Here is a 26,715-nt window from a genome sequence, read left to right on the forward strand (position 1 = left end):
TATTAAACTATGCGTATATTTGCACCCACAATAATGAAGCACAATATCGAGTTCGTTATTACCTGCGGGTGTGGTGAAATTGGTAGACACGCCAGACTTAGGATCTGGTGCCTCACGGTGTGTAGGTTCGAGTCCTATCACCCGCACAACAAAAAGCCTCTGATTTTCAGAGGCTTTTTTTATTGGTATAACTTAACAGCATTCTGCAGGTTGTTTTTAATTCTTTTTCGTAGCAGTCGGGGCTTTATAACTTCTATACATTCACCAAAACCTAAAATTAAACGTTCCAGTTCATAATTAATATGTACATCCAGTTTTACAATAATGCTTCCGTCATTTAACTTCCCTACAGTTTCCTGTGTGTGGTGCAATGGCTTGGTTAGCACATAAGGTGCATTGCTCCTGTCAACTTTTAAATGAATTTCCTCAACATGTTCTTCGGGCAATACTGTAACGCCGATAGTATTTTTATAATACTCCTCTCCGTTAAAGTTAATATCCAGGTAAGGAATGTTTAAATCATAATCTACCTTTTCAATCCTGTCAAGTGCAAATGTAACTATCGGCTTTGTTGCAGACGTTTTACCCACCAAAAACCATCGGTTATTAAATTCTTTTAAAATAAAAGGATGAAAAACAACCTCTGATGCTTTCCTTGCTTTGAACGATTTATAAGTAATGCGCAACACTATTTTTTTAAGTATAGCCTGGTACAGTACATCAAGGTGTTCCAGTCCTTTCAGGTTATCATTTTTATCCAGGTAAATTATAGGAGCCTGCTTTGTTTTCTCAATATATATCTTGTCTTCCAGCCTTTGTATTATACCACCTAATTCAGAAAATAAAGAAAAGTCCTTAAACTGCTTCAGCATTTCTACTGTTTCCGTAAGCACATTCATATCATTTTCATTAAGCGGTATATCAGTTATGGAATAATCCGGGTCGTCATATTTATAAAACCTTTTGTCATGAACCACAATTGGTGCATTATAGCCCAGTTTATCACTGCGCATTATCTGTATATCCATCTGCACTGTGCGTTTGCTCACGTTTACATCCCTGCCTTCATACTCATACAGCGCATCAGAGCACGCTTCAATAAGGTCATCCAGTGTCCAGTTGCGGTTGTTGTTCTGCAGGCATTTATCTATTGTCCGGTATCTTATTAGCGCATTTTTATTGGTAGCCATTATTTTTTTTTGGAAAAATAAGCATATTTTTTTACTGCGCAAGAAGGCTGCGCACATCGTTTAAAATCTTTGTACACGGAAACAAACAGTTTCTTATTGATTAAACAATGGGAGTAGCGCTCCGCCGGACAGGGAGTCGGCGGGGCTTCACGAAAGGAAAATTTAGAAAAGAAATAAAAATATGGAAAGTAAAACAAACATTACCGGAAACGAACTTATCGAAATGGGCTTCAGGTCAGGAAAGTGGATGAAAGAAGCACTTGAGCATATTAACACCAATCAACTTGAAGGCGACGCTTTAGCAAACTATTTGGAGCAGTTTAAATTGCCTCCCGCAATAGATTTGCATACTGAAGCAATACCGTTCTCTGTTAACATTAAGGCTGGTGACGAACTGGAAGAAGTGAATGTTAACAGTGTTGTAGAGTCGATGAATGCCTTGATGCGAACACCTACTTTGGTAAAAGGGGCTATTATGCCCGATGCCTGCCCTACGGGGCCCCTGGGTACAATTCCTGTAGGCGGGGTTGCTGTGGCAAAAAATGCAATACATCCGGGTATGCATAGTGCCGATATTTGCTGCTCTGTAATGCTTACGGATTTTGGAAAGACTGACCCTAAACTGGTTTTAGATGCTGCACATAGTGTTACGCACTTCGGGCCTGGCGGGCGTTCAAGAGAAAACCAGTTCAGATTTCCTATGGATTTACTTGCTGAGATTGAAGATAACTTCTTTTTGAACGACCCAAAAGGTATCTCGGCAGCAAGGTCACATTTAGGTACTCAGGGTGACGGTAATCACTTCTTATTTATAGGAATCTCTAAAAACACAGGTAATACTATGATGGTTACGCATCACGGTAGCAGAGGTTTTGGTGCAAACTTATATGACAAAGGTATGAAGGTAGCCGAACGTTTCAGAAAAGAACTATCGCCTGAAACATTAAAGCAAAATGCCTGGATACCTTTTGATACCGAAGAAGGACAAAAATACTGGGAGGCCTTACAGATAGTTCGTAAATGGACAAAATTAAACCACGAGTGCCTGCATGATGCAACATTAGAGCGTTTGGGTATAGAAAAACAAGACAGGTACTGGAACGAGCATAATTTTGTGTTTAAAGATGGCGACTTGTTTTACCATGCTAAAGGCGCAACACCGCTTGATAAGAAATTTATGCCCGATATCACAGGACCGCGATTGATTCCACTAAATATGTCGGAACCCGTTTTGATTGTAGAAGGCGAAACAACCGAAGGTAACCTTGGCTTTGCCCCTCATGGTGCAGGTAGAAATATAAGCCGTACTCAACATAGAAAGAGTAAAACGGGAACATTTCAGGAAATTTTTGAAATAGAAACACAAGGGCTTGATGTGCGGTTCTTCTCAAACGAGATTGATATTACAGAGTTACCGAGTGCATACAAAAATGCAGAAACTGTGAGAAACCAAATGGAAGAATTTGGTTTAGGAAAAGTAATCGATGAGGTATTGCCTTACGGATGCATTATGGCTGGCGACTGGGAAAAAAATGCTCCCTGGAGAAAAAAGAGAAGAAGATAATAAGAGCCCCTTTTGTTCAGGGGCTTTTATTGTTCTCATTTATATTATAAATAATTTTTTAATCGTTTTTAAATTCGTTAAGTTGTTGAATTTGTGGTTTTTATTTTAATATTTTGATTGTAAATTATATTCTGCGGATAAAATAAAAGCTATATTTGGAATAGATTATTGAACAATTACCAACTTAAATCTATCCACATTATGAAAAAGCTTTACCTGTTTATTCTTCTTAATATTACTTATTTGGCCTATAGCCAAACTGAATTCATAACCCAGTGGCAGGTATCTACAGATCTGTCCATTACTGTTCCTGTTGTTGGCACAGATAATAATTATACAATTGATTTTGGAGATGGTACTGTACTGACAAATCAAACCGGTGCGGTAAGTCATTCATTTCAACTGCCGGGTATATATACAGTTACCCTTTCCGGTGATTTTAATCAAATCCGGTTTGCAGATTATTCTCCTGCCAATGCCGAAAAGCTTAGGGCTGTAACGCAATGGGGTAATGCTGAGTGGTCTAGTATGAACAGTGCATTTTACCGATGTGTTAACATGGCAATAACAGCAACTGATAGCCCCAATCTTACACAGGTTACTGATATGAGCTATATGTTCTTTTTCTGTAAATCTCTTAATCAATCATTAAATAACTGGGATGTATCAAATGTTGCTTTAATGAAATATACATTTTATTATGCAACTTCTTTTAACCAGCCACTGGATAATTGGGATGTATCAGGAGTTACGAATATGGACAGCATGTTTTTTTCAGCAACATCATTTAACCAGCCACTTAATAGCTGGGACGTGTCTTCTGTAAACAGGATGTACCGTATGTTTTATTATGCCACATCATTTAATCAGCCTTTAGATGGATGGATAACGGGTAATGTTGCTGTTATGTAAATGTTTTATAAAGCTTCGTCATTTAACCAGCCACTTCACAACTGGGATTTCAGCAGTATCCATAATATAATCGGGTTCTTAGATTATAGTAATCTTGATCAGCAAAACTATGATGCTTTGTTAGAGCGTTTCGAGCAACTTAACCTGCAAAACAAACAGTTTGGAGCCCAGGGCATAGAATATTGTAATACTCATATACGGGATATTTTAATAAGCAGGGGATGGATTATTACCGGAGATGTATTAGGTACAAACTGTCCTGATCTTGATTCATTTATAATGACATGGCAGGCTGGTGGTAATAACTCTATTGCGGTACCTGTTGCAGGAACTAATAATGATTATACGATTGATTTTGGCGATGGAACAATTCTTACACACCAAACAGGGCCTGTATCGCATATTTATTCTGCACCGGGTGTTTATACAGTAACTCTTTCAGGAGAATTCAGCCAGATAAGATTTCAAAATGTTGACAGCAGTTATGCAGTTAAACTACTTACTGTAGAGCAATGGGGAACTACGCAATGGACAAGTATGCAGGGTGCTTTCAGAGGATGTACAAACCTTACAATAACAGCTTCAGATACACCCGATTTAAGCCTTGTTACAGATGCCGGATTAATGTTTGCAAATTGCAGTTCTCTTAATCAATCCCTTAATAACTGGGATGTGTCTAATGTGCAAAATATGGAAGCAATGTTTTCATCTGCATCGTCATTTAATCAGCCTTTAGATAACTGGGATGTATCGAATGTTATAAATTTCAACGGCATGTTTAGTAATGCTGCCTCTTTTAACCAAAATATAAATAACTGGGATGTTTCCAACGCAACTTCTTTGGCGGCAATGTTTACCGGTGCATCTTCTTTTAATCAGCCGCTTTCTGACTGGGATGTTTCTAATGTTGTAACTACCGCAGCTATGTTTATGAATGCATACCAGTTTAATCAGCCTATTGGCAACTGGGATGTTTCTGGTGTTACAGATATGAATGAAATGTTTTATTATGCCACATCATTTAATCAGCCCCTTTCTGACTGGGATTTCAGCGGTATAACTACAGTGCCCGGTTTTCTTTATTTTATAAGGTATAGCGCACTTGATACGGCAAATTATGAAATACTGCTGCAACGGCTTTTAGATTCTGGTTTAATAGGCAAACAATTAGGAGCTTATAATTTACAGTACTGCCCTTCGGCTGCGCGATATTCACTAATTAATGACAAAGGTTGGACCATTTTTGGAGATATCCTGAATACAGGCTGCTCTTCTTCGCCATTTATAACCACATGGACTGTTCCCGCCAGTTCGAAGTTTATAACCCTGCCTGTTAAAGGAACTGGAAATAATTATACTGTAAATTTTGGCGATGGTACTGTTCTTACAGGCCAAACTGGCCAGATATCTCATTCTTATCCTTCCGCAGGAACCTATACTGTAACTATGTCAGGCGATTTTCATAGGCTTCAGTTTGAGTTAGGGTCTGTTAATGCTACTAAAATAAGGACTGTTGAACAATGGGGTAGTGTTAAATGGACAACAATGTTTTATGCTTTTGCCGGATGTAAAAATTTAAAGATTCCGGCTGTAGATGCTCCTGATCTTTCAGATGTTACTAATATGAACTATATGTTTTTTGACTGTGATAATATGAATGAAGATATAAGTGGTTGGGATGTATCTAATATAACTACAATGCAGGGTTTGTTTGCATCATGTAAAATATTCAACAAATCTGTAGAAAACTGGGATGTATCCGGTGTTACAAATATGTATAGCATGTTTGCAGGTGCTCTCGCATTTAACAAACCGCTTAATGGCTGGGATGTATCCGGTGTAACCGATATGGGATATATGTTTAATGGTGCAACTTCTTTTAATCAGTCCCTTAACAACTGGGATGTAAGTAATGTTACTAAAATGAACTGGATGTTTGCTGAAGCTGAAGTATTCAATAAACCTATAGGCAGTTGGGACACTTCTTCGGTAACAGATATGACAAGCATGTTTGATTATGCACTTATGTTTAATCAGCCAATAGGTAATTGGGATGTGTCTAACGTTACAAGATTATACCGCACATTTGCCGGATGTAGTGCCTTTAACCAGAATATAAATAACTGGAACGTATCAAATGTTACTACTCTATATGGAACATTTTTATTATGTACTGCTTTTAACCAACCTTTAAATAACTGGGATGTAAGTAATGTTACAGATATGTATACAACATTTTTAAATGCGAGCTCATTCAATCAGCCATTAAATAACTGGAATGTGTCTAACGTTACGTCAATTTCTTCTATGTTTAGTAATGCATCATCTTTTAATCAGCCGCTGGATGAGTGGAATTTTAACCCGTCTGCAAACTACTTTAGTTTCATTAATAATTCCGGACTTAACATTGAAAATTATGATGCTTTACTACAAAAATTTCTTCAGCTTGGGTATCAAAATAAAAATCTTGGTGCTGTAAATCTTGAATATTGTGACCAGGCTGCTCATGATGCATTAATAAATAGCAAAGGATGGGTAATTAGCGGGGATAATGTAAGCAGCGACTGCTCTCCTGTAACCCCTTTCAGTGCTTTAGGTATAAATGAAAGTTACAACATGCTTTATATGACATTATATCCTAACCCAGCAGATAATCAGGTGAGCCTTAATTTTAGAGAGGGTATCATACCGGATTCTGTATCTGTTTATAATATGGAGGGCAGGCTGCTTTTACAGCTTGATTCTGATTTTAAAAATATAAATCTTGAAAATTTCAGTGCAGGTACCTACATAGTTAAAACCAACGCAGGCGGTAGAGTATCAGAACAGTTATTGGTTAAAAAATAAGCAAAGCCCCCTTGAACAGGGGGCTTCATATTAACCTAACTTAACTTAACACTATACTCTCTATATTGTTATTGTACTATAAACAGGTTTGCTATGTTAGTGGCCTGTTGCCCTGTAAGTGGCTCATCATACGATTCTGAACCTGCTATGGCAGGTATTGCCGGGCCGTTTGTTTCCTGCACGTTGGCAGTGTTAAAACCTAACTGGTTTGTGTTGGCTTCACCTGCATATACAGCATCTGCTGCTGCAGGGTGTCCGCCTTCATCATTACCCGGTATCCAGCCTTTAAGCCCCCTTAGCCTTCTTACCTGGCTTGCGTGGCGTGCCTCTACAGAGTGTATCTGCAATGCGGCTGTAAGTAATCCGGGTTCTGTAATAAGGTTCGCTGCCTGCCCTTTATATGCCCTTACGCCGGTGTCTTCAAAAGCCTGAGATAAGGCAAGGAACTGGTCATAGTTATTAAAAGGGTCAAATGTTCCGTTTGCTGTAAAGTCGAACGTAGGTTTTGCCGGGGCATCAGTATCAAGAGCTCCCATCAAAAATTCTACGTGTGCTGCTTCATGCTGCGAAATCTGCTCAAAAACAGCCCTGTCAGCACTTGGTATAAGTCCGTTGGTGTCTAGCGCTGTAGCGTAAAACTCATCCTCAAGATATTCAAGTATCAGCGCCAGCTGAAGCGCAGATGTAGGTGTATCTGCAGTTGCTGACAAAAATGCCGAAGATGCAGCATTTGCTTTTTGTGTAAACAGCATAGACGCAAGCCCGAATGGTACGGCTGCCATAGCTGCATTAGATCCTAATTTGCCAAACTGGCTGAAACTTTCCCTGCGTGAGCCTTTTGCGTTTAAAAAACTATCGTTGGTAAAAGACTCTATAAATTTTATAATGTTCATGATTTTGCTTTTTTGAAGGTTACTTACTATTCCAGGTACATTGCTGTGAAAGGAGTTGTTATAAACTCAAGATCTGACACGGCACTGATAATTTGTGACGGCATTTGTGCCGGATCAAGCCCATTAGCATCTACAATGTCATCGCCTGCAAAAGAAGCTGAGCCCGGGTTTAGTAAATCCCTGATAGCAGCGGCATGCCTTGCCTCAACCGAAACTATTTTACCGGCAATAACAAGATAATCAGGTGTTGTTAAATACCTGCCCGCGCCGTTGTATGCAGATACTCCTGTATCCTCCAGCGCTTTTGCAGTGTTAAGTACTGCAAGCCTGTCATTAAAGTTAAGGCCTCCATAGTTAAACTGAAGGTCAGGTAAAACGCGGTCCGGTTCATCCTGAAGCACGCCTGAAATGGCTGTCCTGAAAAATTCCCTGTGCACCACTTCGTGGTTGTAAAGGTCTGTAAGTATCTGCTGCTCTTCGGCGTTAAATGTAGAGCCGAAGCTGTTGCTGTTTACAACCCTTGTGTAAAAGTCAGCCTCAAGCTGCTCAAGTGCATAGGCATAGGTTAATATACCTAAATCACCTCCGCCAAGGTCAAACACACCATTCCTGATGCCCGGTAGCTGGTTAGCGTCGGGGGTGTTTCCGCCGCCACCGTCGTCGTCATTATTACATCCTACTAATAATAAGCCTGTACCTGCTACTGCAAGCCCGCCAAGTTTAAGGAAGCTCCTCCTGTTGTGCAGGCCTGTCCTCACTTCCTTTACTTCAACTTTCTTTTTCATAATACTAATTCGTTAATGGGTTAATAATTATCAGGTGTGGTGTTTTTCGGCTTCAATGTTTTCAAAGTTACCTTTACTTACGAAGGTAAATTGTTAACGGTTTTTAAGAAGCTGTAGAAAAAAACTTATTTTAAGAAAAATTTAATAATTGCTTAGCAGGTTATTTATCAGTATATTTATTTATAGGCAGGGGTAGAGGCTATAAGTGAACTTATTGTGATAACAATTAGTTAACATTAACATTCGTGGTCTTTTATTACAACATTAACTTTTACGGTTACATAATTTGTCACACTACCTTATGTTATTGTAAAACAATACTTACACATTTTAATAGCCACATGCTAAGTATTTAACTTTTTGTGAATAATTATAAATATCGTTTCGTAAAATTTTTCGTTACTTTTACATTGCAATAATTTTCGGAAGTATGAAACAAAAGGCCACACTAAAGCAAATAGCCAAAGAGCTTAATGTATCGGTATCAACAGTATCTAAAGCATTAAGTAACAGTCCTGAAATAAGTGAACCCACTAAAAAGCGGGTACAGGAGTTTGCCAAGCTCAAAAATTATAAGCCCAATAATGTGGCAGTAAACCTAAAAAGTAAAAGGAGCCGTACCATCGGGGTTATAATACCTAACATACTTAACCCGTTTTTCGCTAAAGTTTTTAGTGGTATAGAGAAAGCAGCTAACGACAGGGGCTATAATGTAATTACCTGCATCAGTAACGAATCGTTAGAGAAAGAAGTACACGCTATGGATATGCTGAGTAACGGTACTATAGACGGCTTTATACTTTCTATTGCGGAAGAAACACAGGCAGTTGGCGATTTTAAGCACTTTAAAGAAGCAATATCTGATGATATACCTATTGTTATGTTCGACAGAATATCAGATGAGGTAAACTGCGATAAAGTTATTGTAGATGATTTTGATTCGGCTGTGCATGCCGTAAACCACATGATAAAGCTTAAGTGTAAAAATATTGCGCTACTATCTACTATTGATAACCTTAGTGTTGGTAAGCTGCGTGCCGAAGGCTATTATAAAGCGCTTGCCGATAATAACATAAGCGTTAACGACAATATAACCATACTTACCGATAACACCGAAGATTTTGATGAGAAGCTGCAAACGCTGTTCGATAAAAAAATTGATGGAATTTTTGCCCTTGATGAGCATGCCTCTGTAATGGCAATGAAGGCAGCTATAAAAAAAGGTATTAAAATACCGGATGAGTTGAATGTAATAGGCTTTGCCGATGGCGTATGGTCACGCAGGTTAACGCCAAGCCTTAGCACCGTGAGCCAGCACGGGCCCGAAATTGGCGATGCGGCAGCCAACATGCTGATAGACCGACTTGAAGCGAAAGAAGGGGAGGAGCCTGAATACCAGACTAAAGTTATTAAAACCGAATTAAGGCAGCGGGACTCTACCAGAAAACTTTAAGGATAAAACGTATAAAAACCAAAAAGGAGTAATCGCAAGATTACTCCTTTTTAAATTCTGTTTCAGTACCACCCTGATAGATGGTAAAGCCATTATCTTTAAATATTATGTTTATACCTGCGGGATTAAAATTAAATTCAGTCTCGCTTGCCGGGTTTAGCGGAAAAGCCCCCTGGCCTGTAGCCTGGGCCATAAGCACACCATCTGTATATTTAATATTTATTTTCAGCGGCACTCCCGGCGATGCATAAGTACCTTCATATCCTTTTAAAATTTCAGGTGCAACCGTAACAGTTTTAAGGTTAGGGAAACGGTATGGCAGCTTATAGTAAATGCTGAGTATGCCTATCATTATTTCATTGCCGTCATAATTGTCTCCGTTTACGTTTAAGGCTATCGCAAGCCCATCTTTAGGGTAATAGCCTAACGAAGAGGTAAAGTTTTCTATACCGCCGTTGTGGCCGTAAAAGCGGCGTTCACCAAACGGAAAGCTGAAAATACCCTTGCCAAATCCGTAGTCAAACTTCAGCATTTCATCCAGTGATGCTTTTTTTACAAGCTTACCTTCAAATAAAGCCCTGATAAATTTAGTAAGGTCGGTTGGCGTGCTCTGCATGGCGCCTGCCGCCCCCGCCGCCGATTCATTCCATTCCTCATGCCTTTCCCATTCGGTGCCGTTAAAGTGGTAAGAATAGGCTTCGTTGCGGCGCGGGTTTATTTTGCCAAAATAGTAGGTGTTTTTAAGCCCAAGCTTTTTTACTATCCTTTCTTCTACAACATCTTTATATGGCTTTTTAAGGATGTCTTCTATGATATACCCTAAAAGCAGGTAGTTTGTATTGCTGTAATCTGCTGTAGAGCCGGGGCTGAAAGCAGGCTCATAAGCCTCAATCCTTTTCAGCATTGCCTTTCGTGGCTGGAACGCCGTTACATAGCTGCCAAAAATACTGTCGTTTGTATAATTGTACAGCCCGCTGGTATGGTTAAGCAGGTTGGTAATGGTTATGCTGTCGGCATTTTTAATATTCGGGAAGAACTGCGATAGTTTCGCATCAGGCATCAGCTTCTTTTCTTCCATAAGCTGAAATATAACCACAGATGTGAACATCTTGGTTATAGAGCCTATTTTATATTTTGTATCGGCATTTGCCTTAATTTTATTCTCTGCATCGGCATAGCCGTATGCCCTTTCAAAAACTACTTTGTCTTTTTCGCGGATGCTGACAGAACCCATAAATTTATTATTGGCAGCGAAGTAAGATAACAGGCTGTCTATCTTCACAAAGCGTGGCTCCATAGGCTGTGCAAAGGCAGGGGCAGCCATAACAAAAGCTATAATCAGCAGTATGCTCTTTTTCATCATTTAAGTTTTTATAATTAGACTACAGTTGCGCTGTAACGTTACATTAATGCGCCTCAAGCCAGTTTTGCCCGGTACCCATTTCTACCACCAGCGGCACATCCAGCGGAAATGCATTTTCCATTTCATGCTTAATCATTGGCTTTATGCGCTCTGTTTCGCTGTTATGCACATCAAACACAAGTTCGTCATGCACCTGCAATAGCATTTTGCTTTTCCAGCCTTCATTAATAAGGCGCTTGTGTATGTTAATCATCGCAATCTTAATAATATCGGCGGCGCTACCCTGTATAGGGGCATTAACAGCATTACGCTCTGCCGCGCCGCGCACTACCGCATTTTGCGAGTTGATGTCTTTGAGGTAACGCCTCCTGCCTGATATGGTTTGCACATAGCCGTTTTCCCGCGCAAATTCTACCTGGCTATTAATGTAATCGCGCAGGGTAGGGTAGGTTTTGTAATAAGCATCTATAAGTTCTTTTGACTCCGAACGACTTAATGATGTCTGGTTGCTCAACCCAAATGCAGAAACGCCATACACAATACCAAAGTTTACCGTTTTAGCATTGCTGCGCTGCTCTCTCGTAACTTCTTCAAGCGAAACGTTGAAAACTTTTGCAGCCGTACTGGCATGGATATCTTCATTATTCTGAAACGATTTTACCATTTCCGGGTCGCCGCTAAGCGCGGCTATAATACGAAGCTCTATTTGAGAGTAGTCGGCAGAAAGCAATGTGTAATTTTCATCGCGTGCTATAAATGCTTTCCTGATCTGCCTGCCGCGTTCGGTGCGTATAGGTATGTTTTGCAGGTTAGGGTTGTTACTGCTGAGCCTTCCGGTAGCGGCTACCGTTTGCATATAATCAGTATGCACCCTGCCTGTGGCAGGTTCTACCTGTGTGGGCAGTGCATCTACATAGGTGTTTTGCAGTTTTACGAGCTGCCTCCAGTCCAGTATGTCCTGTACTATAGGATTGTCTTTAGCGAGATATGATAGCACTTCTTCGCCCGTAGCATACTGCCCCGTTTTGGTTTTCTTTTGTTTGGTTCCGCCAATTTTAAGCTTATCGAATAATATATCTCCAAGCTGTTTGGGCGAGGCAAGGTTAAACGATTCACCTGCGGCTTCATATATTTTAAGCTCGAGCCCCTTAATGTCATTTGTCAGTACTTCAGAGAGCTGTTTCAGGTAAGCGGTATCAAGGTTTATGCCCTCATGCTCCATCGCTGCAAGTACCGGCATAAGCGGAATTTCTATATCATCAAAAAGTTTGCGGGTAAGCGTCTGTTCCAACATGGGTTCAAACACTTCTTTAAGCTGCAGGGTTATGTCGGCATCTTCAACGGCATATTCTTTAATAAGCTCCAGCTCAACATCGCGCATGCTTTTCTGGTTCTTACCTTTTTTACCGATAAGCGCCTCAATTGGCATTGGCGAATATTTCAGGTATGTTTCGGCAAGTATATCCATGCCGTGGCGCATATCAGGATTGATGAGGTAATGCGCAATCATAGTATCAAAAAACTTTCCTTTTACGGTTATACCGTAGTTAGAAAGCACCTCTATATCATATTTAAGGTTTTGGCCTACTTTCTCGATTTCCTCACTTTCGTAAAACGGTACCAGCTTTTGCAGCAGTTCTTTTGCTTCATCGCGGTTGGCAGGTACGGGAATATAGAATCCCTTACCTTTCTCCCAAGAAAATGACAGCCCGACAAGCTCTGCCGTAAGGGCACATATACCGGTAGTTTCAGTGTCAAAGCTTACGCTCTTTTGCTGCATCATGTCGCGCATTAAAAGGCTGATGCCCATATTGCCCTGCACTACCTGGTAGTTATGGTCATAAGTATCAAGCTTTTTGTAAAAGCCTGGGTCAAACTGGGCATGCTCATCTGCTGCGCCCTCATTAAAAAGAGAAAACTGCTGGTCCTGTTTGGTTATTGTTTTAGTAGGTGTATAGCCTTGTGTATTGATTTCGTCGAACTCCTCGCCATGAGAGAACAGCTTATGGAATTGCTCTGCCATCCTCCTGAACTCCAGTTCCTGAAACAGGGCTTCCACTTTTTCGGTGTCAGGCTTGCTCAGTTCGTAATCATGTTCATCAAAGGTTACATTACAATCGGTGATAATAGTAGCTAACTTTTTAGATAAAATGCCCTTTTCGGCATTTGCCTCTATGTTTTCCTTCATTTTCCCTTTAAGCTGGTGCGTGTTGGCCAGCAGGTTCTCCATAGAGCCGTATTCTTTCAGCAGCTTTTTAGCGGTTTTTTCACCTACACCCGGCAATCCCGGAATGTTATCTACAGCATCGCCCATCATGCCCAGAAAATCAATTACCTGTTCGGGGCGCTCAATTTCAAAACGCTCAAGTACTTCGGGCACACCCCAAATCTCTATGCCGTTGCCCATGCGTGCGGGGCGGTACATAAAGATGTTTTCGCTTACAAGCTGTGCAAAATCTTTATCGGGAGTTACCATATAAACCTGGTAGCCCTGCTTTTCGGCCTGCTTTGCAACTGTGCCTATAAGGTCGTCCGCCTCGCAGCCTGCCATTTCTATAACGGGTATGTGCATGGCTTTAAGTATTTCCTGTATATACGGAATGGCAATTTTTATGGCTTCGGGTGTTTCGTCCCGGTGCCCTTTGTAGTCGGCAAACATTTCGGTCCGCACTGCGCTGCCTTCTTTATCAAAAGCAACGGCGAGGTGGTCGGGCCTTTCCCGTTTAATTACATCCAGCAATGAGTTCATAAAACCCATAATAGCAGAAGTATCCATGCCTTTGGAGTTTATCCTCGGGTTTTTAATAAATGCATAATAACCGCGGAATATAAGCGCATAGGCATCGAGCAGGAAAAGTCGTTTTTGCTGTGACATGAAAAATTTATTTGCCTGTAAAAATAAGCAAACCCGCTTTAATAGCCATGCGTTGCAACAGGTATTACTTTACATACCCTGCCAGTTGCTTAACCATTTGCTCTGCTGTTTTGTCATACTCCTTGCGGTATTTTTCCAGCAGCTCTTCTTTTGGGGTGTCTTTGCCTTTGGCGTGGCCTTCCCACAAAACAGTTAATGATGTAAACGGCGGCAGCCCTATACCCAAAGCATTATAAAAATTGGCAGTGTTGGCAATAATATGTTCGGCGCCATCGCTGTCGCCTGTAACGATAATGCCTCCTGCCTTGCCCTGAAGTTTAGATGTATTGCCTTCCATAATTTCATCATGAAGCTCATCCATCCTCTCAATTACCATTTGCATCTGAGAAGAATGGTTGCCCCACCAAACCGGGGTTGCAAATACAATTATATCGGCTGACAGTACTTTTTCAAGTATGGCAGGCCATTCGTCCCCATCACCCATGTCAGAGTAGGTACCGGGAAGAATAGTATGATTGACAAGCTTGATGATCTCGCTTTCAATATTTTGTTTTTTAAGATGCTCCGCAAAAAATTCACTAAGGGTTTCGGTGTTGCTGTTGCCCTCTTTTTTTAGGGTTGCAAGTAGTATAACTGCTTTCATTTCAGGTGGTTGTTTTGTTATTTCTCAAATATAGCCAACTGTTTGTAAAGAAAATCTTAATATAAAGGTATTTATATCCTAATATTATCCGCGGTAACAAAATCAGGACATATTCGTTTATATCTTTGCCGACAGTAATTTACGGCACATTTTGTGCAGACTGTCAGTATCACTTTTAGGAAAAACATATGTTTCGCTGGATATTATTTTTTGTGTTCGTGATTTTGGTTGAGGTATATGCATTTCAGGCTATACGTACCGTAACACGGCTGAGATGGGTGCTTTATGCGTACCAGATCATATCTTTTATCATCATCATGTATATTGCTTACTCCTTTACGCAGTTTGACAGGAGTGTGGGGCAGAACAAACAGACGCTGTTTACTTTCGGGCTGCTGCTGCTTACCTATGTACCCAAAATGGTTATTGCAGTGGTTATGTTTGGAGAAGATATAGTGCGCTTTTTCTTCGGACTTATGCGCGAATTTCTGGGTAACAGCAATGAGTCGTTCCTTATCGAGAGGCGCAAGTTTGTGAGCCAGGCGGCACTTGGCCTTGCAGCAATTCCTTTTATATCATTGTTATACGGAATGACAAAGGGTAAGTATAACTTCCAGGTAAGGAGAAAGACACTTTATTTTGCCGACCTGCCCGAGAGTTTCGACGGTATGACCATCACGCAGATATCGGATGTTCATAGCGGCAGTTTTGATAACCCCGATGAAATTAGCCATGCTATAGACCTTATCAATGAGCAAAAATCGGACATCATTCTTTTTACAGGTGATATTGTGAATACCCACGCCGAAGAAATGCACCCCTGGATAGAAACTTTTAAACGTATCGAGAACCCGCCGCTTGGCAAATTCTCCGTACTGGGCAACCATGATTATGGCGAGTATGTAACCTGGCCTACCAATAAAGATAAAGAAGATAACTTTAACGCTATTAAAGACCTGCACCGCCAGATAGACTTTAAGCTGCTGCTTAATGAGCATGTAAAGCTTGAAAGAAACGGCCAGCAGATAGCGCTTGTGGGTGTGGAGAACTGGGGGCATAACTTTAAAAAAGCAGGAGACCTCGGTAAAGCATCTAAAGGGTTAACGCCGGAAGATTTTAAAATATTGATGAGCCACGACCCATCTCATTGGGAAATGGAGGTGAAGCAAAGCCACAACAACTATCACTTAACCCTGAGCGGGCATACACATGGGTTGCAATTTGGGATTGAAATACCCGGACTTATAAAATGGAGTCCTGTGCAATATGTTTATAAGCAGTGGGCCGGGCTTTATGAACATTTGGGCAGGTATGTTTATGTTAACCGTGGTTTCGGGTTTCATGCGTATCCGGGCAGGGTGGGTATATGGCCCGAGATTACAGTGCTGGAACTAAAAAAAGGCGAAAAAATAGCGTAGGTTGATAAAATTGTTATATTTGTGTAGTTTTAATCGGAATACAAAAGCTTTTTGGTCGGTTTAAATTTAAATTTATGTCAAAATTCGGCGAATTAATCAACTCAAGGGTACCGGTCCTTATTGATTTTTATACAGAATGGAACGAGCCTTCGGTTTCGATGCATCCTGTAATGCGCGATGTTGCCGCAGCGCTTGGCGACAGGGCGAAAGTGATAAAAATTGATGTGGACAAAAACCAGGAACTGGCCGATGCCCTCAGGATTAAAGGGCTTCCTACATTAATGATATACAAAGACGGGCAAATGGTATGGAGGCAATCAGGCGAGCTTGATGCCAATACTATTATTGCACTGGTACAGGAACAGCTTTAGTTTATCCTGTCAAAAACAAATCCTCTTTCTTTCAGGTATTTTATACTTTCCGGCAGGGCATGCTTAAGGTTAGGGTATGCTTTTTCACTGTCATGAAATATAATGATACTGCCTTGGCGCGTGTTCCTGATTACATTTTGCAGGCACTTTTGGGGCGTTATGCTCCTGTCAAAGTCGGCGCTTAGCACATCCCACATTATTATCCTGTAGCCCATACCGCGCACAGCTTTAGCCTGTGCTCCCTTCATTTTGCCGTATGGCGGCCTGAAAAGCTTTTCAGTGCCATTTGGATACAGCTTATCAATAATACTTTCTGTAGCTATTGTATTTTCAAGATATGTGTCGTTTTTGGTATTCCACCCGTTAAGGTGGTTATAAGTATGGTTACCTATTGAATGTCCTGCTGCAATTACTTTTTTAAATAGTTCAGGATGCTTTTCTATGTTATTCCCAATGCAGAAAAAAGTAGCCTTTATGTTATGCTCTGCAAGTACTTCAAGTACCCATTCTGTAATTTGTGGAGTAGGTCCGTCATCAAAAGTAAGGTATATCTTTTTTTCATGGTTGGGTAAGCTCCATACAAAGCCGGAGAACCATTTTTTAATCAGCAGGTTTGTTTTTACCCAGTACATTTTCATAAGCCAAGCCAAAAAAAGAATGCAGTACTTTTTTAGTACTGCATCCAAATGTAATATTTCCTGTTTGATTGTTACTCGCTTTCGCGTTTAAAGCGTGCAAACATTTTGTTATACTTATTAAAGTCAGCTTTTTCATTATTGTACATTTCCATATCGCCCTCTTCTTTCATAATAAGCAGCAGGCTCCTGTAGCGCTCAATATCGGTAATGATATCAATATGGTAATCGTTTTGTTCTGATATCTTTAAGCTGTTAAAGAAGGTAAGGCTTTGCTGGTATTTACCTATAAGCGTGTCAAGCAGTTTTCTTGCGGCTTCTTTATTGCCTGTCTGGTAGTAGCCCGATGCAAACGGCTCCAGCAGAGTATAATAACCATAGTATTCTACAGGCATTTTTTCCATGGCAAGGTCTATTATCTTTTTAGCCTTGTCGTCTTTGCCTTCCTCAATAAGTTTTTCCATCAGCCTTGCAAGGTTGGTACGGTAAGTTATACTATTCTTCCTTGTTTCAGGGTCATGGTAAATATCGTGGCTGCCACTGTTGCCCCAGTCCCAAGACATTACAATGTCATACATCTTTTCTGTATCTATGTAACCCATATCAAGCGGGCTTCCGTCTTCCGGTATCGGAGTGCGGAAAGGCACCAGCTTAAACACAAGGCCATCCAGTTGCAGGTAATCTTTCATCCACAGATAATCGTCATCACCAAAGCTGCCTCCTGTAAAATAGATAGGGCGTTTCCAGTCGTTATTAGCCAGTATATCAAGCATCATAAGGCGGTTTTTGTAAAGTGCATCACCTTTAATGTTTATATCGATATACGGCACTATAGAATCATACATGGCAGGGTTAACCGATTTGCTTTTTATAACATTTTCACGGTTAACGTTAAGCCTTATTTTGTTGGTCCTGTAGTAGTTTACACTGTGGCCGTTGTTCAGTTCTTTTTTGGTGCGCGGGTCGTCCGATTTTATAAAGTCAAGGAACTGTTTGATATCCCACCTTGCGTCTGTTTCCGGTATGTACAGCATATAATCGCGTGTACCCTGTACATACTGGTCATGCGTGAATGATATCGGCATTGGCTCGCTCTCATACGCCTTACGCTTCATCTGGTCAATATACCAGTCGGTCATGAACAGGCTGGTGTTAACTATGCGGATATCGGTACGGAAGCCCTCTACTTCCTGTGCATACCACAGCGGGAAGGTGTCGTTGTCACCAATAGTAAAGAGTATGGCGTTTGGTTCGCATGATGATAGGTAGGCTTTTGCCATTGCAAGTGCTGTGTAACGCCCTGAGCGGTCATGATCGTCCCAGTTTTGAAAACCCATAAGTACAGGCGCAGCCAAAAGGCATACTATCGTTACTAAAGGCGCAGCCACTTTTGCCGAAATGTATTTTGAAATACCCTCAAATATGGCATAAACGCCAAAGCCAATCCAGATACAGAACACAAAGAAAGAGCCTACAAGCGCATAATCCCTCTCGCGCGGTTCAAACGGACGCTCGTTAAGGTATATTTTTAGCGCAAGCCCTGTAAACAGGAACAGCACCAGCAACACATAAAAACTCTTTAAGTCTTTAAAAGCATGGTAGCCTAATCCTACAAGCCCCAATATAAGTGGAAGCATGTAGTACACATTACGGCCTTTGTTTTCTTTCTGGTCGTCTGTAAGTTCATCCTGGTTGCCCAGCCTTATGCTGTCGTAGGCCTTAATGCCGCTTATCCAGTTACCGTCAAGGTTGTCATAACGCCCCTGTATGTCATTCTGCCTTCCGGCGAAATTCCATAAAAAGTATCTCAGGTACATATAATCGAATTGGTACACGAACATATATTTCATGTTATCCATGAACGAAGGCTTTTCTACAAGCAGGTACTGCCCGTAGGTAGTAAGGAATTTATTATAATCTTCTATATCTGCCTGGCCTGAGCGGAAAGCAGCCTTAAAGTTGCTTACTTCCTCTTCAAGCCCGCCCCTTATCTGGTTTACCGCCTGTGCATAATCTTCAGGACTTAATACTTCCGGGTCAACACCATACTGCATTAGTTCCCTGTCATAATCAATGTTCGGGTCTATCCTGAAATCTAATGTGTTAGAGAAACGCATGTAGTTAGCGGCATGGTCGGCACTCCACATACGCGGCATAAAGCCTTTGTGGCGGTCATCTGTATTTTGTTTGGCGTTCTTGTAATTATTTACAATTACATATTTACCCGTTTTATAATCCCTCTGGTAGTTGGGCTTTTCATCTTCATACGGATTTACCGGGTCTAACCCTGCATAAGCATCAGAATACATTGGGCCATAGAAAAGCTTTTGCTCACCATACTGCTCCCTGTTGTAGTAGGCCAGTACCTCGGCAGCATCCGAAGGCTTGTTCTCATTAATAACCACGTTGGCGTTAGCCCTTATCGGCAGCATCATCCAGGTAGAAAAACCTATAAGGATGAACAGTATGCAAAGCAATAGGGTGTTATAAAAAGGTAACTGCTTTTTTTGTGTATATCGTAATCCGAAATAAAAGAAGGCTATGATAACAAGGGCTATAAATATGGTGCCCGAGTTGAATGGCAGCCCCATATTGTTTACCATGAATATTTCGGTTTTACCGAAAAGTGCCATGGTATAAGGCAGTAAAAGCTTAAATATAAAAAGTAATATGGCTACAATAACCACATTGGCAATAAGGAAGTTCTTTACAGTAACATCACGGTAATTCTTAAAGAAGTAGATAAAGCCTATGGCAGGTATAGCAAGCAACGCCATAAAGTGTACCCCAAACGAAAGTCCTGTTACCAGCGAAATGATAAGCAGCCATCTGTTGCCACGCGGCGTGTGCATATCCTGCTCCCAGCGCAGGCCAAGCCAGAACAGCAACGCGATGAATAATGATGCCATGGCATATACCTCTGCCTCTGTGGCATTGAACCAGAAGCTGTCAGAAAATGTAAAGGCAAGCGCACCTGTAGCCGCAGCGCCCAAAATAGCTACTGCACTGTTATTACTGAATTCTGAAAAACGCTCTGTAATGGTGCGAAGCAGTATAGTTAGCGACCAGAACAGGAACAATATGGTAAATGCACTGGATACTACCGATACCATATTAACCATAAGCGCTACTGTATCAGGCCCTGTGGCAAACATGGCAAAGAAAGCACCCATCATCTGGAAAAGCGGCGCTCCCGGCGGGTGGCCCACTTCCAGTTTGGCGGCGGTTGCTATATATTCGCCGCAATCCCAAAAGCTAAGAGTAGGTTCAACGGTTACAGAATATACTATCAGTGCTATGGCAAAAACAGTCCAGCCAAGCACGGTATTCCATTTTTTAAAGTTGAATGTTACCATTTAAAATGATTTACAGTATGTGTATTTTAGTACTGCAAAGAAACTATTTTTTTGCGTAAGGTTTGGGTTCAGCGCTTTTTTTTATGCCTGCCTATTCATTTTTACGCCCAAACCGGCCGAACATTTTGTTGTAACGGTTAAATTCTTCCTTATGTTCCTCATAAAAAGAAAGGTCGTTATTTTCTTTCATGATAAGGAGTAAGCTCCTGTAACTTTCTATATCGCGTATTATGGTATAATACAGTTCATCCTGTAAAGGTGCCTTTAACGATTTATAGTATGTCAGGTTCTCCCGGTATTTCTGTATGAGTGTTGTCAACAGGTTCCTTGCTTTGGTTACACTACCGGTGCGGTAGTAGCCATCGGCAAAATCTTTATCCATAAAATAGCTGCGGTAGCGTGCTACAGGCATTTTTTCCAGGGCAAGGTCAATTATTTTTTCAGCCTTTTCAGGGTTGCCTTCTTCAATAAGCGTGTCTGACAGGCGGGCAAGGTTGGCTTTATAGCTAACGCCAGTGCGCAATGTCTGTGGGTCGAGGTAAACATCAGGATTGTTGCTGTTGCCCCAGTCCCATTTCATTACAGTATCATACATTTTCTCAGAATGTACCCTGCCAAGCTCGAACGGGTTATCTTCGGGTTTTTCTGTCTTTACCGGAACGAGCCTATAGGCCATGCCTTCCAGTTGCAGGTAGTTGTCCATCCATGCAAAATAATCGTCTTCAGGGCTGCCCCCGGTAAAGTAGATAGGGCGCTCCCAGTTATTGTTGTTGATAATATCCAGCATGATAAGGTTGTGCTTGTACAGCACATCAGGGAGGTCTATGTCTATATACGGAACAATATCATCATAATAAGCCTCTGGTACTACCTTATTTTTTATGATACTTTCCTTATTTACCGGAATACGTATTTTGTTAGTAGGATAATAGTTTACCCTGTGCCCGTTTTGCAGCTCTACGGTAGCGCGCTCATCATCAAGAGATATAAATTCCATAAAACTGGCGAGGCTCATCCTGTCGTCTGTCTTTTTGTTGTAGAGCATAAAGTCACGTGTGCCGTCCCTGTACTGGTCGTGCAGCAGCGTTATGGGCAAAGGTGTAGAATCATAAGCCTGTCGTTTCATCTGGTCAATATACCAGTCGGCAGGCAGGTAGGTGGTGCATACCACCCTTACATCAGTACGGTAGTTTTCTATTTCCTGCGCATACCAAAGGGGGAAGGTGTCATTATCACCAACTGTATATAAAATGGCGTTGGGTGCGCAGGAGTCAAGGCACGCTTTTGCCATTGCCAGAGTGGTATAACGCCCGGATCGGTCATGGTCATCCCAGTTTTCGCGTGCCATTAAAACGGGGCAGCTAAGCAGCGTTACGGCAAATACCGCCGGAATAGCAACTTTAGGCTTTAAAAATTTAGCAGCAAACTGCAATAAGGCAAATACACCGAAACCTATCCAGATGGCGAAAACGTAGAAAGAGCCGACTAACACATAATCCCTTTCGCGTACCTCAAACGGACTTTCGTTAAGGAATACTTTTATGGCAAGGCTGCAAAACAGGAACAGTACCAAAAGCACGTAAAAGCTCTTAGCGTCTTTACGGGCATGATACAACAAACCGACAGCCCCAAGCAGCAACGGGATAAAAAAGTATGTATTCCTGCCTTCGTTATTAAGCATATCGGGAGCCAGTTTTTCCTGGTTACCCAGCCTTAGCCCGTCTATTGCTTTTACGCCGCTAATCCAGTTGCCGTTTAAAATATCGGCTTTGCCCTGAATATCGTTTTGCCTTCCGGCGAAGTTCCACATAAAGTAACGCCAGTACATATAACCAAACTGGTAGCTGAACATATAGCTGATGTTCTGCATCAGCGTAGGCTTATCAACAATCAGGTAGCGGCTGTAATTTTTAAGGAACGAGTCAAGCTCCTCATTGCCTGCATCACCTTTTCGGTATGCGGTTTTAAACTCCTGTATAATATTATCAAGTTCATTCCTTAATCCTGCTGCGGCTGTAGCAGTATCTTCAGCGCTGAGTTCAGCTATATTAATGCCGTAATAAGGCAGTTCGCCCTCAAAATCATAGTTTGGGTTAACCCTGAAATCAGGCGCACCGGCATAAGCCATATAGTTGGCTGTATGCTTTTCTTTAGAGAGCCTCGGTAGAAATCCCAGATGGCTTCTGTCGAATTGCTGCTTTGCATTTTTATAGTTGTTTATTATAACATACTTTCCTGTTTTATAGTCCCTTTCATAATTGGGTTTGGCATCTGTGTAGGGCATGTCGGCATCAAGCCCGGCGTAGGCCTGGGTGTACATAGGCCCATAAAATACTTTTTGCTCCGGGTACTGCTCACGGTTGTAGTAGGCAAGCAGGTCGGCGGCATCTGTGGGCGGGTTTTCGTTAATGGTAATTCCGGAATTAGCCCTTACCGGCAGCATCATCCACGATGAAAAGCCGATGAAAACAAACAACAGGCACAGTACAAGGGTGTTATAGAGTGGCAGCTGTTTTTTACGGGTATATCTTAACCCGTACCAAAATATGAAACCTACTGCCAGAAACATGAGCACCGTACCTGAATTAAACGGTAGCCCTATGCTGTTAACTGCAAAAATTTCGGCTTTTGCAAAAAGTGTCATAGTATAGGGCAGGAGCATCATAAATACAAACAGCAATATACCTATAACTGCTATATTGGCTACAGCAAAATTTTTGAATGTTATGTTTTGATAGTTTTTAAAATAGTAAATAAGCCCTATTGAAGGTATGGTTAGCAATGCCAAAAAGTGCACCCCGAAAGAAAGCCCGGTAAGCATTGCTATCAGCAACAGCCAGCGGTTGCCGTTTGGCGTGTGCATGGCTTCGCCCCAACGCAAACCTGCCCAGAAAAGCAAGGCTATAAACAACGATGCCATGGCATATACTTCGGCTTCGGTGGCATTAAACCAAAAGCTGTCGGTAAAAATAAAGGTAAGGCAACCCGTTGCGGCACTGCCCAGTATGGCTATACTGTTTTGCTTGTGTGTATTTTTTAATACATTTAAATTTTTGAGCAGGAGCGTAGAAGACCAGAACATAAACAATATGGTGAACGCGGATGAGAGTACCGAAACCATATTTACCATAAAGGCTATATTTTCCTGGCCTGATGCAAACATAGCAAAGAAAGCGCCAATAAGCTGGTATAACGGAGCGCCCGGCGGATGCCCCACCTGCAGCTTTGCGGAAGTGGATATATACTCGCCGCTGTCCCAAAAACTAAGGGTAGGCTCTACTGTAAGGGTATAAACAACGAGTGCCGTAAAAAATAATATCCACCCAAGTAGTATGTTCCATTTTTTGTAGTTTAATTGCTCCATAGGCTGTAAATTAACTGGTTAAGTTTGTCGTGAAAAAACATGGTTATTCTTACAGAACGCAAAAAACTATTTTTTAATATTTTTTTCTGTCAAAAATTTGGTTTAATAAATTTATGTGCTACATTTGCACCCGCAATGAGCAAGATTGGTCCATGGTGTAATGGTAACACTACTGATTTTGGTTCAGTCATTCTAGGTTCGAGTCCTAGTGGACCAACAAAAAACCTCTCAGGAAACTGAGAGGTTTTTTTGCTTATAAGAGGTAAAATTATATCTTGAAAGTTACCACCGGTTTCATGGAGTGGTTTACCAGGTCTTCGCTTATGCTGCCGTTAAAAAAGTGTGCAAGTCCCTGCCTGCCGTGTGTGCACATGCCTATCATGTCGGCATTAATATGGTTTGCAAAATGCAGTATTCCTTTTTCTACGTTCACATCGTTATAAATATGCAGGTCAACATTGTTTATGCTAAAGCCTGCTGCAAATTCCTGCATGGTTTTCATAGCAGCGTGAGTAGATTTAAAATCGTTCGGTGTGTTAATGTAAACCAAGTCAAGTTCCATATCAAAAGTGTTGGCGAAATCAACCACCTGGCTGAACGGTTTCCTTATTTCTTCAGAAAAATCAGAAGCAAAAACAAATTTTTGCGGGCTAAACTCGCCTTCGTCTTTCTTAATAACCAAAACAGGTATGTTTGATGTTCTTACTACCTTTTCAGTGTTAGAGCCAATAAACATTTCCCTGAAGCCGCTTGCGCCGTGAGAACCCATAATTATCAGGTCTATATTGTGTTTTTTGCTTTGCTTTATAATTCCTTCAAAAGCCCTGTCAAACTGAATTGCTTCTACAACCGGTATGCCTTCAAGGTAGGGTGCGTTAAGCACTTCTTCAAAACGCTCACGGGTTTTTTCCATAAAAAACATAACCTCCGGCACTCCTGTGCTGCTGCCTACGGCGTTGCTCTCGCCAATACCGTCATCGCTAATGTGCGAAGGCAGTTCCAGCATGTGCAACAGGTATATTTCGCTGTTGTTTTTGCGTGCAATTTGTGCGGCAACTTTAAGTGCATGTTCGGCGTGTTCAGAGAAGTCTGTAGGGACTAAAATTTTTTTCATAATGATTGGTATAGGTCTAATATTAACAAATTATGCGTGTACTTTTAACATTATAAAAGTAAGAATTAATTTTGCATTATACAATGATTTTCAAGATATAAAAATAATTAGTATATTTGCGCCATTATTTCACAGAACAGTAAATAATGAGGGGGCGGAAGTCCCCTCTTTTTCATAAAAAATATGACATTTAAAGAGAAAGTAAGCAACCTGTTGGATGAAGCGCTTAAAGAGCGCCCGGAGCTCTTTCTTATTGAGCTAAAGATAACCGAAGCCAATAAAATAATGGTAACGCTGGACGGTGATAACGGAGTTAACCTGCAGGATTGCATAGATGTTAGCCGCGCCATAGAGCATAACCTTGACAGGGAAGAGCATGACTTTTCGCTTGAGGTGGCATCAGCAGGGGCAACAAGCCCTCTGATAAACAAAAGGCAGTACAAAAAAAATATTGGACGCACGCTCAAAGTTACCACCCAGACCGAGAAGATTGAGGCCGAGCTTACCGGTGCAACAGACGAGCATATAGTACTGGAGTGGAAAGCCCGCGAGCCTAAAAAGGTTGGAAAAGGAAAGGAGACCGTACAAAAAAGAGCCGAAGTGCCTTACGGAGATATAAAGGAAGCAGTAGTTGTAATAAAATTTTAAAAAACAAGATAGTTGGTATGGAGAATATCGCATTAATTGAATCGTTTTCTGAATTTAAGGATGATAAGCTAATAGATCGCGTTACCCTTATGGCGATACTGGAAGATGTTTTCAGGAACGCCTTAAAGAAGAAATATGGTTCTGACGATAATTTTGATATTATTATCAACCCGGATAAAGGTGATATGGAGATTTGGAGGAACCGCGTTGTGGTTGCCGATGGTGAGGTGGAAGACCCTAATCAGGAAATTTCGCTTAGCGAAGCCAGGAAAATAGAGCCCGATTTTGAAGTTGGCGAAGATGTTTCGGAAGAAGTGAAGCTTATCCAGTTGGGCCGCAGGGCTATACTTGCACTGCGCCAAAACCTTATCTCTAAGATACACGAACACGATAATACCAACTTATACAAGCAGTTTAAAGATATTATTGGTGATATTTATACCGCTGAAGTGCACCATGTTCGCCCAAAAGCTGTAATTTTGGTGGATGATGACGGAAACGAAATAGTGCTTCCTAAAGAAAAACAGATACCTTCTGATTTTTTCAGGAAAGGCGACAACGTGCGCGGCATTATAGAGAATGTAGAGCTTAAAGGCAACAAGCCGCAGATTATAATGAGCAGGACGTCTGAAAAATTCCTTGAAAAACTGTTTGAGCAGGAAATTCCGGAAGTGTTTGACGGGCTTATAACGGTTAAGAAAGTAGTAAGGATACCGGGAGAGAAAGCAAAAGTAGCCGTAGATTCTTATGATGACAGGATAGACCCTGTGGGTGCCTGTGTGGGTATGAAAGGATCTCGTATTCACGGTATAGTGCGCGAGCTTGGTAATGAAAACATTGATGTTATCAATTATACCAACAATACGCAACTGTATATATCGCGCGCCCTTAGCCCTGCTAAAATATCATCTATAAAAATTGATGAAGAAAGCAAAAGGGCAGAGGTTTTCCTTAAGCTCGAAGAGGTTTCTAAAGCCATTGGCCGCGGCGGGCATAATATAAAGCTTGCAGGCCTGCTAACGGGTTATGAGCTTGATGTAATAAGGGAAGGAAGCCCTGCTGAGGAGGAAGATGTTGAACTAACAGAATTCTCTGACGAGATAGAAGGATGGATAATTGATGAGTTTGCCAAAATAGGTCTTGATACTGCCCGTAGTGTACTGAACCACGATGTTCAGGACCTTGTAAGGAGGACAGACCTTGAAGAGGAAACCATAATGGAAGTTATCAGGATTTTAAGGGAGGAGTTTGAAGAATAAGTTCAATAAAAGACTAAACACACAA

The 26,715-nt window shown here is 41.3% G+C and carries 17 protein-coding genes, 2 tRNA genes and 1 pseudogene; 10 read left to right on the forward strand and 10 right to left on the reverse strand.

Features of this window, described 5'->3' with window-relative positions; genetic code table 11:
• Nucleotides 1-64: 64 nt before the first annotated feature.
• Nucleotides 65-146: transfer RNA gene (locus KJK34_RS05375), tRNA-Leu, on the forward strand.
• Between the two features lie 33 nt (nt 147-179).
• Here KJK34_RS05375 and KJK34_RS05380 read toward each other — a convergent pair.
• The gene (locus KJK34_RS05380) at nt 180-1,190 is read right to left on the reverse strand and encodes a helix-turn-helix transcriptional regulator (RefSeq protein WP_223052842.1); all 1,011 of its coding nucleotides are present in this window, start codon (nt 1,188-1,190) and stop codon (nt 180-182) included.
• A 181-nt stretch (nt 1,191-1,371) separates the two neighbouring features.
• Here KJK34_RS05380 and KJK34_RS05385 point away from each other — a divergent pair, with 181 nt between their 5' ends.
• The 3 genes and pseudogenes from KJK34_RS05385 to KJK34_RS05395 all read left to right on the forward strand — a co-directional run bounded on the left by KJK34_RS05385 (nt 1,372) and on the right by KJK34_RS05395 (nt 6,513).
• Nucleotides 1,372-2,754: an RtcB family protein gene (locus tag KJK34_RS05385; protein ID WP_223052843.1), complete on the forward strand. Its 1,383-nt coding sequence runs from the start codon at nt 1,372-1,374 to the stop codon at nt 2,752-2,754.
• Nucleotides 2,755-2,955: 201 nt separating this feature from the next.
• Nucleotides 2,956-3,729 (forward strand): annotated as a pseudogene (locus KJK34_RS05390) (BspA family leucine-rich repeat surface protein); the annotation flags it as partial.
• A gap of 216 nt (nt 3,730-3,945) precedes the next feature.
• The gene (locus KJK34_RS05395) at nt 3,946-6,513 is read left to right on the forward strand and encodes a BspA family leucine-rich repeat surface protein (protein ID WP_369075503.1); all 2,568 of its coding nucleotides are present in this window, start codon (nt 3,946-3,948) and stop codon (nt 6,511-6,513) included.
• A gap of 68 nt (nt 6,514-6,581) precedes the next feature.
• Here KJK34_RS05395 and KJK34_RS05400 read toward each other — a convergent pair whose 3' ends face one another.
• Complete coding sequence (locus KJK34_RS05400) at nt 6,582-7,406, reverse strand: ferritin-like domain-containing protein (protein WP_223052846.1); 825 nt, start codon at nt 7,404-7,406, stop codon at nt 6,582-6,584.
• 26 nt (nt 7,407-7,432) lie between these two features.
• Nucleotides 7,433-8,191: a ferritin-like domain-containing protein gene (locus tag KJK34_RS05405; protein ID WP_223052847.1), complete on the reverse strand. Its 759-nt coding sequence runs from the start codon at nt 8,189-8,191 to the stop codon at nt 7,433-7,435.
• A gap of 430 nt (nt 8,192-8,621) precedes the next feature.
• Between KJK34_RS05405 and KJK34_RS05410 the strand changes: the two genes are divergently transcribed.
• Complete coding sequence (locus KJK34_RS05410) at nt 8,622-9,644, forward strand: LacI family DNA-binding transcriptional regulator (RefSeq protein WP_223052848.1); 1,023 nt, start codon at nt 8,622-8,624, stop codon at nt 9,642-9,644.
• A 40-nt stretch (nt 9,645-9,684) separates the two neighbouring features.
• On the opposite strand, the gene KJK34_RS05415 is transcribed toward KJK34_RS05410, so the two are convergent.
• The 3 genes from KJK34_RS05415 to KJK34_RS05425 form a co-directional block, all read right to left on the reverse strand.
• Entirely contained in the window at nt 9,685-11,004 is a 1,320-nt protein-coding gene (locus KJK34_RS05415; protein WP_223052849.1) for a serine hydrolase domain-containing protein, read from the reverse strand.
• A gap of 46 nt (nt 11,005-11,050) precedes the next feature.
• Nucleotides 11,051-13,882 carry a DNA polymerase I gene (gene polA / locus KJK34_RS05420; RefSeq protein ID WP_223052850.1) on the reverse strand — a complete coding sequence of 944 codons (2,832 nt, stop codon included), beginning with the start codon at nt 13,880-13,882 and terminating at the stop codon, nt 11,051-11,053.
• A 64-nt stretch (nt 13,883-13,946) separates the two neighbouring features.
• A complete protein-coding gene (locus KJK34_RS05425; protein ID WP_223052851.1) occupies nt 13,947-14,525 on the reverse strand; it encodes a flavodoxin family protein in 579 nt (192 codons plus the stop codon).
• A 188-nt stretch (nt 14,526-14,713) separates the two neighbouring features.
• Here KJK34_RS05425 and KJK34_RS05430 point away from each other — a divergent pair, with 188 nt between their 5' ends.
• Nucleotides 14,714-15,943: a metallophosphoesterase gene (locus KJK34_RS05430; RefSeq protein WP_223052852.1), complete on the forward strand. Its 1,230-nt coding sequence runs from the start codon at nt 14,714-14,716 to the stop codon at nt 15,941-15,943.
• Nucleotides 15,944-16,017: 74 nt separating this feature from the next.
• Nucleotides 16,018-16,314, forward strand: a complete 297-nt coding sequence (locus KJK34_RS05435; RefSeq protein ID WP_223052853.1) for a thioredoxin family protein — start codon at nt 16,018-16,020, stop codon at nt 16,312-16,314.
• On the opposite strand, the gene KJK34_RS05440 is transcribed toward KJK34_RS05435, so the two are convergent.
• The 3 genes from KJK34_RS05440 to KJK34_RS05450 all read right to left on the reverse strand — a co-directional run bounded on the left by KJK34_RS05440 (nt 16,311) and on the right by KJK34_RS05450 (nt 23,669).
• Complete coding sequence (locus KJK34_RS05440) at nt 16,311-16,952, reverse strand: polysaccharide deacetylase family protein (protein WP_223052854.1); 642 nt, start codon at nt 16,950-16,952, stop codon at nt 16,311-16,313. The two genes, KJK34_RS05435 and KJK34_RS05440, sit on opposite strands and share 4 nt — an antisense overlap.
• 71 nt (nt 16,953-17,023) lie before the next feature.
• A complete protein-coding gene (locus tag KJK34_RS05445) occupies nt 17,024-20,305 on the reverse strand; it encodes a glycosyltransferase family 117 protein (protein WP_223052855.1) in 3,282 nt (1,093 codons plus the stop codon).
• Nucleotides 20,306-20,396: 91 nt separating this feature from the next.
• Nucleotides 20,397-23,669 (reverse strand): glycosyltransferase family 117 protein, encoded by a 3,273-nt coding sequence (locus KJK34_RS05450; protein WP_223052856.1) that lies wholly within the window; start codon nt 23,667-23,669, stop codon nt 20,397-20,399.
• Between the two features lie 146 nt (nt 23,670-23,815).
• Between KJK34_RS05450 and KJK34_RS05455 the strand changes: the two genes are divergently transcribed.
• A tRNA-Gln gene (locus KJK34_RS05455) sits at nt 23,816-23,886 on the forward strand.
• A gap of 51 nt (nt 23,887-23,937) precedes the next feature.
• On the opposite strand, the gene KJK34_RS05460 is transcribed toward KJK34_RS05455, so the two are convergent.
• A complete protein-coding gene (locus tag KJK34_RS05460; protein WP_223052857.1) occupies nt 23,938-24,783 on the reverse strand; it encodes a universal stress protein in 846 nt (281 codons plus the stop codon).
• Nucleotides 24,784-24,966: 183 nt separating this feature from the next.
• Between KJK34_RS05460 and rimP the strand changes: the two genes are divergently transcribed.
• Together rimP and nusA are read left to right on the forward strand one after the other, a co-directional pair.
• Nucleotides 24,967-25,431 (forward strand): ribosome assembly cofactor RimP, encoded by a 465-nt coding sequence (gene rimP / locus KJK34_RS05465; protein ID WP_223052858.1) that lies wholly within the window; start codon nt 24,967-24,969, stop codon nt 25,429-25,431.
• Between the two features lie 17 nt (nt 25,432-25,448).
• Nucleotides 25,449-26,690, forward strand: coding sequence for a transcription termination factor NusA (nusA, locus tag KJK34_RS05470; RefSeq protein ID WP_223052859.1), 1,242 nt, complete (start codon nt 25,449-25,451; stop codon nt 26,688-26,690).
• Nucleotides 26,691-26,715 lie beyond the last annotated feature (25 nt).

It is taken from the genome of Flavobacterium coralii, assembly GCF_019891545.1.
Lineage (GTDB): Bacteria > Bacteroidota > Bacteroidia > Flavobacteriales > Flavobacteriaceae > Flavobacterium > Flavobacterium coralii.